Below are 14,764 nucleotides of genomic sequence, written 5' to 3'. Positions count from 1 at the left end.
GCCGACGCATAACCCGCCTGACCCGCCGTACCGAACGTCGCCGACGCCGACGAAAACATCACGAACCACGCCAGATCCCGGTTCCGCGTCAACTCGTCAAGATGCGCCGCCGCGACGGCCTTCCCGGCCCACACCGACGCGATCCGCTCCGCCGACAGGCCCTCGAACGCGCCGTCATCGAGCACACCCGCCAGATGCACCACACCCGACAGATCCTCGATCCCGTCCAGCACCCCGGCCAACGCCGCGCGGTCCGCCACGTCCGCCGCGACCACCCGCGCCTCGGCGCCGGCCTCCCGCAACCGTGCGACCAGGTCGCCCGCACCCGGCGCATCCGGACCACGACGCGACACCAACACCAGATCCCGCACCCCGTGCACATTGACGAGATGCTCCGCGAACAGGCCGCCGAGAACGCCGGTACCACCGGTCAACAACACCGTGCCCGACGGCGCCGACGGAATCGTCAACACGATCTTGCCCACATGCCGGCCCTGCGACATGAACCGGAACGCCTCCGCCGCATCCCGCACATCCCACACCCGGAACGGCAACAGGGCGACGTCGTCGCGCTCGACCAGGTCCACCACCTCGGCCTGGATCGCGGCGATCCGGTCGACGCCGATCCGGGTCAGGTCGAAGACGGAGTACGCGACGCCCCGCGCGGCGGGCCCGTCGGCGTCGCGGACGTCGGCCTTGCCCATCTCCACGAACCGACCGCCGTCGCCGAGCATCCGCAACGACGCGTCGACGAACTCACCCGCCAGCGAGTTCAACACCACGTCCACCGGGCCGAACGCCGCCTCGAAACCCGTGTCCCGCGACGACGCGATGTGCGCGTCGTCCAGGCCCAGACCCCGCAGCACGTCCCACTTGCCGGGCGACGCGGTCGCGAACACCTCCACACCCCACGCCAGCGCCAACCGGACGGCGGCCATACCGACGCCGCCCGCGCCGGCGTGCACCAGCAGCCGCTCCCCCGCCCGCAGGCCCGCCACGTCCCGCAGCCCGTGGAACGCGGTCACGAACGCCGTCGACACGGACGCCGCCTGCGCGAACGACCAACCGGCCGGCATCGGTGACAGCAGTCGGTGGTCGGTCACCGCCACCGGGCCGAACGCGCCCACGAACGAGCCGAAGACACGGTCGCCGGGTTCGACGCCGGTGACGTCGGAGGCGACCTCCAGCACGACGCCGGCGCCTTCGGAGCCCATCCGGGCCGGCTCCGGATAGAGGCCCAGGGCCATCAGCACGTCGCGGAAGTTGACGCCGGCGGCGCGCATCGACACCCGCACCTGACCGGCGGCCAACGGGGCCAGCGCGTCGTCGGCCGGCACCAACGCCAGGCAGTCCAACGACGACCCACCCACCACGTCCAGCCGCCACGCCACGGCGTCCGGCACCACCAGCGACGACGACGGCAACGCCCGGACCAGACGCGGCACGAACACCACCGACCCGCGCACCGCCACCTGCGGCTCACCCAGCCCGGCCAACCCGCGCAGGAACCCGTCCTCGCCGGCACCGTCGACGAGCACGATCCGGCCCGGATTCTCCGACTGCGCCGACCGCAGCAGACCCCACACCCCCGCCGCGTACGGGTCGACGACCGTGCCGCCGGCCGGTGCCGCGCCGGGCAGCACGACGACCAGCACGCCGTCGACGGTCGACGCCAGCCAGCCCTGCACCCGCGCCAACGCCACCGCCGGGTCCGGGAAGTCCACCCGCCACACCTCGGCCGGCACGTCCACGGCGACCGCGTCACGCAGCGGCGACCAGTCGACCCGCAGCAACGCCTCCCGGGTGCCGGCGTCGGCCGCCGGGGCCCCGTCCCAGGCCCGAAGCACGAGGCGGTCGATCGAGGCGACCGGCGCGCCGGCCGGGTCGGACAACCACACCGCCACGCCGCCGTCGTCGGCGCGCGCCAACCGCACCCGCAGCGTCGACGCGCCCCGGGCGAACAGGCGCACCCCGGACCAGGAGAACGGCAGCATCGGGCCGGACCCGGCTCCGTCCGGCGCGCCGAGCCCCAGGCCGTGCAGCGCCGCGTCCAGCAGGGCCGGGTGCACGCCGTACGCCGCGGGCGGCACCGACTCGGGCAGTTCCACCTCCGCGTACACGTCGTCGCCGACCCGCCAGGCCCGCCGCAGCCCGCGGAAGGCGGGGCCGTAGCCGTACCCCGCCTCGACGCCGGCCGGGTAGAAGCCGTCCACGTCGACGGCGACCGCCCCCGACGGCGGCCAGGTCTCCGGCTCCGCCGACGCGGCGGGGCCGGTCGCACCGAGCACGCCGGACGCGTGGCAGACCCAGTCGTCGCCGGCATCCAGCGGGTTGTCGTCGCCGGCGCGGGAGAACACCCGGACCGTCCGGTCGCCGTCCGCCTCGGGAGCGCCGACCCGGACCTGCACCGACACGCCGCCGTCGCCGCTCAGCGCCAGCGGCGCGTGCAGGGAGAGGTCCCGCACCGCCGGCGCGCCGACGGCGAGACAGGCCTGCCAGGCCAGTTCGACGAACGCGGTGCCGGGCACCACGATCCGGCCGGCGACCGCGTGGTCGGCGAGCCAGGGCAGCGCCGCGAGCGTCCAGCGTCCGGAGAGCACCACGCCGTCCCCGTCGGCGAGCACCACCCCGGCGCCGAGCAGCGGGTGGCGGAACTCGGTGAGGCCGATCGCGGCGGCGTCCCCGCGGACCGTCACCGCGGGCCAGAACCGCTGCCTGTCGAACGCGTACGTCGGCAGGTCGGTGGTCGGGCCGTCGCCGGTCAGCGCCGGCCAGTCGACGTGGCCGCCGCGCCGCCAGAGATCGCCGGCCGAGCGCATCAGCTGGGCCAGGTCGCCGGCGTCCCGGCGCAGCGAGCCGGTCGCCGCGCCGCCGCGCTCGTCGATGCCGGCGGTGAGCACCGGGTGCGGGCTGGCCTCGACGAACAGCCGGTGCCCGGCGGCGATCAGCCCGGTCACCACGTCGTCGAAGCGCACCGGCCGGCGCAGGTTCTCGAACCAGTACGCCGCGTCCAGCTCGGCCGCGTCGACGAGCCCTCCGGTGACCGTGGAGTGGAACGGCACCGTGCCCGCCCGCAGGGTGAGCCCCTCGAACGCGGCCAGCAGTTCCCCGCGCAGGCTGTCCACGTGGGCACTGTGCGAGGCGTAGTCCACCGGCACCCGCCGGCACCACACACCCCGGTCGGCGCACCGCGCGGCGACCTCCTCGATGCCGGCGACGTCACCGGAGAGCACCACCGACGCCGGGCCGTTGATCGCCGCCACGGACACACCGGCGACTCCCTCGACGAGGCCGGCGGCCGTCGCCGGGTCGGCGGCGACCGCGAGCATCCCGCCGGTGCCGGCGATCGCCCGCAGCGCCCGCGAACGCACCGCCACCACCCGCGCGCCGTCCGGCAGGGTGAGGATCCCGGCGACCACCGCCGCCGCGATCTCGCCCTGCGAGTGGCCGACCACACCGGCGATCGCCACGCCCAGGGACTGCCAGAGCGCGGCCAGCGACACCATCACGGCCCAGAGCACCGGCTGCACGACGTCGACCCGCGACATCCAGCCGTCGTCGTCGGACCGCAGGATCTCCAGCAGGTTCCAGTCCACGAACGGGTGCAGCGCCGCCGCGCACTCGGCGATCCGGGCGGCGAACACCGGCGACTCGTCCAGCAGCGCCGCGGCCATCCCGAGCCACTGGCTGCCCTGGCCCGGGAACACCAGCACCACGGCGCCGTCGCCGTCCGCCGCCGCCGGGCCCGCCGGCACGGTCGCCAGCTCGGCGACCAGTTCCTCGGCTGTGCCGCCGACGACGACGGCCCGGTGGGCCAGGCTCGCCCGCGTGGTGGCGAGCGCCCGGGCGACGGCCGCCACGTCCAGGTCCGGCCGGCCGGCGGCGAACGCGGCCAGCTTCTCCGCCTGCCCGGTGAGCGCCGCCGCGGAACGGGCGGACAGGATCCACGGCACTGTCGCCGGGGTCGCCGTCGGGGCGGGCGCCGGGGCGGGCGCCGGGGCCTCCTCGATGATGACGTGGGCGTTGGTGCCGCTCATCCCGAACGAGGACACGCCGGCGCGGCGGATCCGGCCGGGCTCGGCGGGCCACTCGTGGGGCTCGGTCAGCAGCCGCACCGCGCCGGTGGACCAGTCCACCTTCGACGACGGCGCGTCGACGTGCAGCGTGGCCGGCAGGCTGCGGTGCCGCAGGGCCATCACCATCTTGATGATGCCGGCGACGCCGGAGGCGGCCTGGGTGTGCCCGATGTTCGACTTGACCGAGCCGAGCCACAGCGGCTCGTCGCGGTCCTGGCCGTAGGTGGCCAGCAACGCCTGGGCCTCGATCGGGTCGCCGAGGCGGGTGCCGGTGCCGTGCGCCTCGACCGCGTCCACGTCCGCCGGCGCGAGCCGCGCGTTGGCCAGGGCCTGGCGGATCACCCGCTGCTGCGACGGGCCGTTCGGGGCGGTCAGCCCGTTCGAGGCGCCGTCCTGGTTGATGGCGCTGCCGCGCAGCACGGCCAGCACCTCGTGGCCGGCGCGCTCGGCGTCGGAGAGCCGCTCCAGCAGGAGCAGGCCGACGCCCTCGCCCCAGCCGGTGCCGTCCGCGGCGTCCGCGAACGCCTTGCACCGGCCGTCCGCCGACAGTCCGCGCTGGCGGGAGAACTCGGTGAAGATGGTCGGCGTCGACATCACCGCGACGCCGCCGGTGAGCGCCAGGGTGCACTCGCCGCTGCGCAGCGCCTGGGCGGCCAGGTGGATCGCGACCAGGGACGACGAGCAGGCGGTGTCGACGGTGACCGCGGGGCCTTCCAGGCCGAACGCGTACGCGACGCGCCCGGAGACGACGCTCGCCGCGCTGCCGGTGGCGACGTAGCCCTCGGCGTCGCCGTCCCCGCCGACGAGCAGCGCCAGGTAGTCCTGGCTGTTCGAGCCGATGAACACGCCGGTCCGGCTGCCGTGCAGCGACTCCGGGTCGATCCGGGCCCGCTCGAACGCCTCCCAGCTGGTCTCCAGCAGCAGCCGCTGCTGTGGGTCCATGGCCAGCGCCTCGCGCGGCGAGATGCCGAACATGCCGGCGTCGAAGTCGGCGATGTCGCCGATGAACCCGCCGTGCCGGGTGTAGGAGGTGCCGCTGTGGTCGGGGTCCGGGTGGTAGAGCCCGGCGAGGTCCCATCCGCGGTCGGCCGGAAACTCGGACACCCCGTCTCCGCCGGCGGCCACCAGCCGCCACAGGTCCTCCGGGGTACGGATGTCGCCGGCGTACCGGCAGCCGATGCCCACGATGGCGATCGGCTCGTCGGAGCCGGCCGCCCGCTCGACGACCGTGACCGCCGGGCCGCCGGCCGCGCCGAGGATCTCCGCGGTGAGGTGGCCGGCCAGCGCGGCCGGGCTCGGGTAGTCGTAGACGAGGCTGGCCGGCAGCGTCAGCCCGGTCGCGGTGTTGAGCCGGTCGCGCAGCTCGACCGCGGTCAGCGAGTCGAAGCCGAGCGCCTTGAACGGGCGGTTCGGCTCGACCGCCGCCGGGTCGGGGTACCCGAGCACGGCGGCCACCTCGGCGCGTACGAGCGCCAGGACCGTCCTCAGGCGCTCGTCCTCGTCGGCCGCCCCCAGCTTGCGCCGCAGCGCGTCGTCGGCGGACGCCCGGGGTGCGGTCTCGGGCGCGGCCGGGCGGTCGGGGAACAGCGCCGACGGACGGCCGGCGACGAACGCCGGCTGGAACCGGTCCCAGTCGACGTCGGCCACCACGATCTGGCCCTCGTCGTGGTCGACGGCGTGGGCCAGCGCCGCGATCGCCCGCCGCGGCGCCAGCGGCCGCAGGCCCCGGCGGCGCAGGTAGGTCTCGGCGTCGTCGGCGGTGATCATGCCGTCGCCGGCCCACGGCCCCCAGGCCACCGCGGTCGCGGCCCGACCCTGGTGGCGGCGGCGGGCGGCGAGGGCGTCCAGGTAGGCGTTGGCGGCGCTGTAGGCGGCCTGGCCGCCGCTGCCCCAGATCCCGGAGATGCTGGAGAACAGCACGAAGACGTCGAGGTCGGCGTCGGCGAGCAGCCGGTCGAGGTGCGCCGCGCCGTCCACCTTGGCGCGCAGCACGGCGGCGTACCCGGCCGGGGTGACCTCGTCCAGGGCGGTGGCGTCGATCGCGCCGGCGGTGTGGACGACGCCGGTGACCGGGAGGTCCGCGGGCACCTCGGCGAGGGCGGCGGCGAGGGCGTCGCCGTCGGCGACGTCGCAGGCCACGACCGAGACCCGGCTGCCGTACGCGGTCAGCTCGGCGACCCGCTCGGCGGTGCCGGGCGCGTCGGCGCCGCGCCGGGACAGCAGCATGATGTGCGGGGTGCCGCGCTCGGCCAGCCAGCGGGCGACGTGCCCACCGAGGCCGCCGGTGCCGCCGGTGACGAGCACCGTGCCGCGCGGCTGCCAGGCGGTGCCCGGGCCGGGCTCGCCGGCCGGGGCCAGGCGCCGGCCGAGCGCCCCGCCGGCGCGCAGCGCGACCTGGTCCTCGCGGTGCTGGGCCAGGACGCCGGCGAGTTGGTCGACGGCGTCGCCGTCGACGTCGACGAGGCCGCCCCACCGGTCGGGGGCTTCCAGGGCGGCGACCCGGCCGAGGCCCCAGAGTCGCGCCGCGTCGGGGTCGGCGACGGCGTCGTGCGGTCCGGCCGCGACGGCGCCGCGGGTCACGCACCAGAGCCGGCCGGCGACGTCGGCGTCGCGGGCGGCGGCGAGCAGCGCGATCACCGAGGTGTCCGGCGCCCCGGCGACGACGATGCCGGCGACGTCGCCGAGCGCGCGCAGACGGGCGGCGAGTTCGGTACGGTCGGGCCGGTCGCCGACGGCGAAGGGGGTCACCGTGGCCCCGGCGGACCGCAGCGCGGCGGCGATGTCGTCGTCCGCGCCGGCCAGCAGCCAGGTGCCGTCGAGCGTGCCCGGGCCGAGGTCGACCGGTTCCCAGGTGACGCGGTGGCGGAGGTCCGCCACGCCGGTCGGGGCGGCGCCGAGCCAGTAGTGCTCCCGCTGGAACGGGTAGGTCGGCAGCGCGATCGGGGTGCCGCCCCAGTCGGCGAACACCGCCCGCCAGTCCACCGCCGCGCCGTGGGCGTGCAGGCGGCCGGCGGCGCCGAGCACCGTGTGCACCTCGTCGTGGTCACGGCGGGCGGTGGGGGCGACCAGCGCCGGGGCGCCGTCGAGGCAGAGCCGGGTCATCGCGGTGAGCACCGCGTCCGGGCCGGCCTCCAGGAACCGGGTGGTGCCCTGGGCGCGCAGCCAGCCGATGCCGTCGGCGAAGCGCACCGCCTCGCGTACGTGCCGCACCCAGTGGTCGGCGGTGAACGCCGTCACCGGTTCGCCGGTCAGGTTCGACACCACCGGGATCCGCGGCGCCGCGTACTCGAGGTGCGCGATCGCGGCCGCGAACTCGGCCAGCATCGGCTCCATCAGGGCCGAGTGGAACGCGTGCGACACCGTCAGCCGGGTCGCCTTGGCGAACAGGGGCGCCAGCTCGTCGATCGCCTCGACCGGGCCGGAGAGCACCACCGACGCCGGGCCGTTGACCGCCGCGACGTCGACGTCCGTACCGGCGATCATCTCGCGCGCCGACTCCTCGGACGCGCGTACCGCGAGCATCGCCCCGCCGGGCGGCAGCGCCTGCATGAGCCGGCCGCGGGCGGCGACCAGGGTCACCGCGTCGTCGAGGTCCAGCACGCCGGCGACGTGGGCCGCGACGATCTCACCGATCGAGTGGCCGAGCAGGAAGTCGGGGGTGATCCCCCAGCTCTCCAGGAGCCGGTGCAGCGCGACCTCGTAGGCGAACAGGCCGGCCTGGGAGTGGACGGTCCGGTGGACGTCGTCGGACTCCAGCGCCGCCCGCAGCCCGTCGAAGCGCGCGACGATCGTGTCGAACGCGTCCGCGAACACCGGGAACGCCTCGGCGAGGGCGCGGCCCATCCCGGCCCGCTGGGCGCCCTGCCCGGTGAACAGGATCGCGGTGCGCCCGGTGTGCACGGTGTCCCGGACCAGGTTGGCGTCCGGGCGTCCCTCGGCCAGGGCGTCCAGCGCGTCCAGCGCGGCGGCGCGGTCGCCGGCCAGCACGACCGCCCGGTGCTCCAGCGCGGCCCGGGTGGTGGCGGAGGCGAGGCCCACCGAGACCAGATCGGCGGGCGGCTCGACGGTGAGCAGGCCGCGCAGCCGGCCGGCCTGGGCGCGCAGCGCCGCGTCGGAGCCCGCCGCGAGCGGGATCGGCACGATCCGGGGCGCGGTGACGGCCTCGGCGACCGGCCGCTCGACCGGTGGCGCCTCCTCGATGACGGCGTGCGCGTTGGTGCCGCTGATCCCGAACGAGGAGACCGCGGCGCGGCGCGGCTGCCCGGTGACCGGCCACGGTCGGGCCTCGGTGAGCAGTTCGACGCCGCCGGGCGCCCAGCCGATGTTCGGGTCCGGGACGTCCGCGTGCAGCGTGCGGGGCAGCTCGCCGTGCCGGATAGCCATGACCATCTTGATGACGCCGGCGATGCCGGAGGCGGCCTGGGTGTGCCCGATGTTCGACTTCAGCGAGCCCAGCCACAGCGAGCGCCCGGTGGCCCGGTCGCGGCCGTAGGTCCGGTGCAGGGCGTGCGCCTCGATCGGGTCGCCGAGCGTGGTGCCGGTGCCGTGCCCCTCGACCACGTCGATGTCGTCGGCGACCAGGCGGGCGGCGGCGAGAGCCTGCCGGATCACCCGTTCCTGGGCGGGTCCGTTGGGTGCGGTGAGGCCGTTCGACGCGCCGTCCTGGTTGACCGCGCTGCCGCGCACGACGGCGAGCACGTCGTGGCCGAGCCGGCGGGCGTCGCTGAGCCGCTCCACCACCAGCACGGCGGCGCCCTCGGACCAGCCGGTCCCGTCGGCGCCGGCGGCGAACGACTTGCACCGCCCGTCGCCGGCCAGGCCGCCCTGCCGGGCGAACTCGGCGAACACGGCCGGGCCCGGGATGACGGTGACCCCGCCCACGACGGCCAGCGTGCACTCGCCCTGCCGCAGGGCCTGCGCGGCCAGGTGCAGCGCGACCAGCGACGACGAGCAGGCCGTGTCGATGGTGACGGCCGGGCCCTCCAACCCGAGCGTGTAGGCGATCCGGCCGGAGATGACGCTGTTGGCGGTGCCGGTGAGCAGGTGTCCCTCGGTCTCCTTGACGGCGGCGCCGGCCCCGTACCAGGAGGCGGAGGCGCCCACGAAGACACCGGTGCGGCTGCCGCGCAGCGACAGCGGGTCGATGCCGGCGCGTTCCACCGTCTCCCACGCCGATTCGAGGATCAGCCGCTGCTGCGGGTCCATCGCGACGGCCTCGCGGGGGCTGATGCCGAACAGGCCGGCGTCGAACGCGTCGGCGTCGTGGACGAAGCCGCCCTGCCGGGCGTACGCGGGCGCGTCCGGGGCGTCCGGGATCTCGTCCCAGCCGCGGTTGACCGGGAATCCGCCGATCGCGTCGCGGCCTTCGGCGACGAGCTGCCAGAGCCCGGCCGGGTCGGTCACGCCGCCCGGCAGCCGGCAGCCCATGCCGACGATCGCGATCGGCTCGCGTGCCGCGCTCACCAGGTCCCGGTTCTGCTGACGCAGACGTTCGATCTCCTTCAACGAAGCGCGCAGCGCTTCGACCGTCTTCTCGGCGCGGTCGCTCATCAGGATCTCCCACCGTTACCCATGGTCAGCAGCAGCATCAGTCGTTGTCGTTCTCGAGCGCGATCTGGATCAGGGCGTCCACGTCGAGGTCGTCGATCTCCTCGGCCGCCGGACCGGAACCGGCCGGCTCCTCGTCGACGGCCAGCCCGGCGACGCGCAGCAGCACGTCGAGGACGCCGGCGTCGCGGAGACGGGCGATCGGCACGGTCGCCAGCGCGGCCCGCAGCGCGGTTTCCTGCTCGTCCGGGTCGTCGGCCTGCCCGGCGCACAGCTCGCGCTCCAGGTAGGCCGCAGCGGCGGCCGGGGTCGGGTGGTCGAACACCAGGGAGATCGGCAGGGTGAGCGCCGTCGCCGCGTTCAGCTGGTTGCGGAACTCGACAGCGGTCAGCGAGTCGAAGCCGAGCTCCTTGAAGCTGCGGTTCTCCTCGACGGCGCCGCCGGCGTAGCCGAGGGTGTCGGCGGCGGTGCGGCAGACCAGGTCGGCCAGCACCCGGTAGCGGTCGGCGGGTGGGAGACCGGTGAGCCGCGAGCGCAGCCCCCCGGTGGCCTCCGCCGCCGGCTCCGGCACCTCGGCGTCGTCGGGCGCGGGTGCCACCGTCCGCATCAGCGGACTGGGCCGCATGGCGGTGAAGGCGGCCAGGAACGGCGTCCAGTCCACGTCGGCGACCGTCACGCAGGTCTCGTCGTGGTCGACCGCGTGGCCCAGCGCGGTCAGCGCCGACCGTACCGGCATCGGCCGCAGCCCTCGGCGGCGCAGGAACGCGGCGGCCTCCTCGGTGGCCGCCATGCCGGTGCCGGCCCACGGCCCCCAGGCGACCGCGGTCGCGGTGCGGCCCCGCAGGCGGCGCCGCTCGGCGAGCGCGTCGAGGGCGGCGTTGGCCGCGCTGTACGCCGCCTGGTGCCCGCTGCCCCAGATCCCGGCGATCGACGAGAACAGCACGAACGCGTCGAGCGGTGCGTCGGCGAGCAGCTCGTCGAGGTGGCGGGCGCCGTCCACCTTGGCCCGCAGCACGCTCACCACGTGGTCCTCGGTGGCGGTGTCCAGCGTCTGGCCGGTGTCGACGCCGGCGGTGTGCACGACGCCGGTGACCGGCCGGTCCGCCGGCACGGCGGCGAGCACCGCCGCGAGCGCGGCCCGGTCGGCGACGTCGCAGGCGGCGACCGTCACCTGGGTTCCACCGGCGCGCAGGTCGGCGGTCAGCTCGGCGGCGCCGGGCGCGTCCGGCCCACGCCGGCTGAGCAGGAGCAGGTGCTCCGCGCCCCGCTCGGCGAGCCACGTCGCGACCTCGGCGCCGAGCGCGCCGGTGCCGCCGGTGACGACCACGGTGCCGGCCGGGCGCCAGGGCGACCGGGCGGCGGGCAGCGTGGCGGCCCGGGTGATCCGGCGGCCGAGCGCGCCACCGTCGCGCAGGGCGACCTGGTCCTCGTCGCCGCCGAGTATCCGGGTCAGGTCGGCCCGGGTGCGCGCGGTCCAGCGGGCCGGGCCGTCGACCAGCCCGCCCCAGGTCTGCGGCCAGTCCAGCGCGGCGGCCCGGCCGAAGCCCCAGATCTGCGCGTGCGCGACGTCCACGTCCGGGTCGGCGCCGGTCTGCACGGCAGCGCGGGTCAGGCACCACAGGGGTACGCCGATGCCGGAGTCGTCCAGGGCCTGGACGACGGTGAGGGTCCGGGCGGCCGCGTCGGCCAGTCCGGCGGGCGGCGCCCACAGCACCCCGGCGGGCGTGCGGCCGTCGGCCGCGGCGCGCAGCGCGACGGCCAGGTCGGTACGGGTGGCCGCGTCGCGCACCGGCACGACGTCGTCCAGCGGCGGCTCGTCGCCCGGCGCGGCGATCACCAGCCACGGCCCGTTCGCCGGCGGTGCGGCGGAGCGGTCCAGCGGCTCCCACCGCACGGCGTGCCGCAGGTCGAGCACGGCCGCCTGTTCCCGCTGCCGGCGGTGCCAGCTCGACAGCGCGGGCAGCACACTGCCGAGCGCCTCCCGGGACGGGGTGCCGGCGTCGAGGTCCAGGTCGGCGGCGATCGCGTCGAGGTCGCCACCGGCCACCGCGTCCCAGAAGTGCCGCTCGGCGGCGCCCTCCTCGGCCGGGCGGGCGGCCCGGTCGGCGAGCCAGAACCGCTCGCGCTGGAACGCGTACGTCGGCAGGTCGACCCGGCGGGCGACGCCCGGGTACCAGGCGTCCCAGCGCACCGGGGCGCCCTCGGCGAACAGCCGGCCGACGGCCTGGGTCAGGGTCTCGGCCTCGTCGCGGTTGCGCCGCTGGGTGGGGACGACGAACGGTGCGAGTTCGCCGCCGGCCGGTTCCCGTAGGCACGCCGGCAGCATCGCGGCGAGCACACCGTCCGGCCCGACCTCGACGAACGCGGAGACGCCGTGGTCCTGGAGCCACCGGACGCCGTCGGCGAAGCGGACCGTCTCCCGGGCGTGCCGCACCCAGTAGCCGGCCGAGTAGTCGTCGACCGGCTCCCCGGTCAGGCCGGACACGATCGGGATCAGCGGACGCCGGTACGTCAGGCCGCCGGCCACCTCGGCGAACTCGGCGAGCATCGGCGCCATCAGCGACGAGTGGAACGCGTGCGACACGGTCAACCGGGTCGCCTTGGCGAACCGCGGGGCCAGCTCGTCGAGCGCCTCGGCGGGCCCGGCGAGGACGATCGAGGTCGGGCCGTTGACGGCGGCGACGTCCACGCCGTCGGGAAGCACGGGGCGGACCTCGGACTCGGTGGCCTGCACCGCGAGCATCGCGCCGCCGGCGGGCAGCGCCTGCATGAGCCGGCCCCGGGCGGCCACGAGCGTGACCGCGTCGTCCCGGTCGAGCACGCCCGCGACGTGGGCGGCGGCGATCTCCCCGATCGAGTGCCCGAGCAGGAAGTCGGGGCTGATCCCCCGGCTCTCCAGGAGCCGGTGCAGCGCCACCTCGACCGCGAACAGGGCGGCCTGGGCGTGCACGGTCCGGTGGATCTCGTCGGACTCCAGCGCCGCGCGCAGTCCGTCGAAGCGGGCGACGATGTCGTCGAACGTCTCGGCGAACACCGGGAACCGGGCGGCCAGCCCGGCGCCCATGCCGATCCGCTGGGCGCCCTGCCCGGTGAACAGGAACGCGGTCCGGCGGTCCTGGGCGACGCCGGTGACGACCGTCGGCGTCGGTGCGCCGGTCGCGAGCGCGTCGAGCGCGGCGGCGTACCCGACACGGTCGGCGGCGGTCAGGACGGCACGGTGCCCGAGGGTGGCCCGGGTGGCGGCGAGCGCGGCCCCGACGTCGGCCGGGTCGAGCCGCGGTTCCCGGTCGAGCAGCTCGCGCAGCCGGCCGGCCTGGGCCCGCAACGCCTCGGGACTCTGCGCCGACATCGTCCACGGGAGTGGTCCGTCGACCGTCGGCGTGACCGGCCGGGCGTGGTCCGTGGGCGGTGCTTCGAGGATGGCGTGGGCGTTGGTGCCGCTGATGCCGAAGGAGGAGACCGCGAAGCGGCGGGGCCGGTCGTCGGTGGTGTCCCACGGGCGGGCCTCGGTGAGCAGGCGGACGGCTCCGGTGGACCAGTCGACCTCGGGGGTCGGCTCGTCGACGTGCAGCGACGCCGGCAACGCCTCGTGCCGCAACGCCATGACCATCTTGATGATCCCGGCCACGCCGGCGGCGGCCTGGGTGTGCCCGATGTTCGACTTCACCGAGCCCAGCCAGAGCGGCCGGTCCCGGTCCTGCCCGTAGGTCGCCAGCAGCGCCTGCGCCTCGATCGGGTCACCGAGCTTCGTGCCGGTGCCGTGCGCCTCGACCACGTCGACGTCGGCGGCGTTCAGCCCGGCGCCTGCCAGTGCCTGCCGGATCACCTTCTGCTGGGCCGGCCCGTTGGGGGCGGTGAGGCCGTTGGAGGCGCCGTCCTGGTTGACCGCGCTGCCCCGCACCACGGCGAGGACGCGGTGGCCGTGGCGGCGCGCGTCGGACAGCCGCTCGACGACGAGCACGCCGGCGCCCTCGCCCATGCTGGTGCCGTCGGCGGCGGCCGCGAACGGCTTGCACCGGGCATCGGCGGCCAGGCCGCGCTGGCGGGCGAACGAGGTGAAGATGCCGGGGTTGGTGAGGACGGTGACGCCGCCGGCCAGCGCCAGGTCGCACTCGCCGGCCCGTAGCGCCTGGACGGCCAGGTGCAGCGCGACGAGCGACGACGAGCACGCGGTGTCGATGGTGACGGCCGGGCCTTCGAGGCCGAACTGGTAGGCCACCCGGCCGGACATGATGCTGGTGGCCGCGCCGGTGAGCAGGTGTCCCTCCACTTCGTCGGGCAGGTCCACGCCGATGCCGTAGGTGGAGGATGCGGCGCCGACGAACACGCCGGTGGGTGAGCCGCGCAGCGAGTCCGGGGAGATCCCGGCGCGTTCGAGCGCCTCCCAGGACACCTCGAGCAGCAGCCGCTGCTGGGGGTCCATGGCGAGGGCCTCGCGGGGGGAGATGCCGAACAGCCGGGCGTCGAAGTCGGCGGCGGCGTCGACGAACCCGCCTTCGCGCACGTAGGTGGTGCCGGGGCGGTCCGGGTCCGGGTCGTAGAGGTTCGCCAGGTCCCAGCCGCGGTCGGCCGGGAACCCGGTGATGGTGTCGCGGCCGCCGGCCACCACGTCCCAGAGCTGCTCCGGGGAGGACACGCCGCCCGGCAGGCGGCAGCCCATGCCCACCACCACGATCGGGTCGGTCCCGACGTGCGCGGCGGGCGCGGTGATGCGCGCGGCCCGGCTGGGGACGGTGTCGCCGGTCAGCCGCTCGCGCAGGAATCCGGCGAGCGCGGCCGGGGTGGGGTAGTCGAAGACCAGCGTGGCGGGCAGCAGCACGCCGGTGGCGGCGCGCAGCCGGTTGCGCAGCTCGACGGAGGTCAGCGAGTCGAAGCCGAGCGTCTTGAACGCCTGGTTCGGGCTCATCGCCTCGGCGGGTTCGTGGCCGAGCACGGCGGCGGCGTGGCTGACGACGGTGTCGAGCACGAACCGGTGCCGGGCGGCCTCGGGCAGCGCGGCGAGGCGGCTGGCGAAGGTGTCGGTGTCGGGTGCGGCAACGCCGGCCCGGCGCAGGGCGGGTCGGACGAGCGACCGCAGCAGCGCCGGCACCTCCACCTCACCCGTGCGATAACCCGACAGGTCCAAACTGATCGGCACCACG

Annotated in this window: 1 protein-coding gene and 1 pseudogene; both read right to left on the bottom strand. The window is 76.3% G+C overall.

The window, feature by feature from the left end:
• Positions 1-9,626 (bottom strand): type I polyketide synthase (locus GA0070213_RS32425; RefSeq protein ID WP_139128759.1); only part of this gene is annotated, 9,626 nt, incomplete at its 3' end.
• Between the two features lie 37 nt (positions 9,627-9,663).
• Positions 9,664-14,589 (bottom strand): annotated as a pseudogene (locus GA0070213_RS32615) (type I polyketide synthase); the annotation flags it as partial.
• Between the last annotated feature and the right edge of the window lie 175 nt (positions 14,590-14,764).

The organism is Micromonospora humi (assembly GCF_900090105.1).
Lineage (GTDB): Bacteria > Actinomycetota > Actinomycetes > Mycobacteriales > Micromonosporaceae > Micromonospora > Micromonospora humi.
Note: the sequence above shows the minus strand (reverse complement) of the source record. Positions and strands in the feature narration are given on the sequence as shown.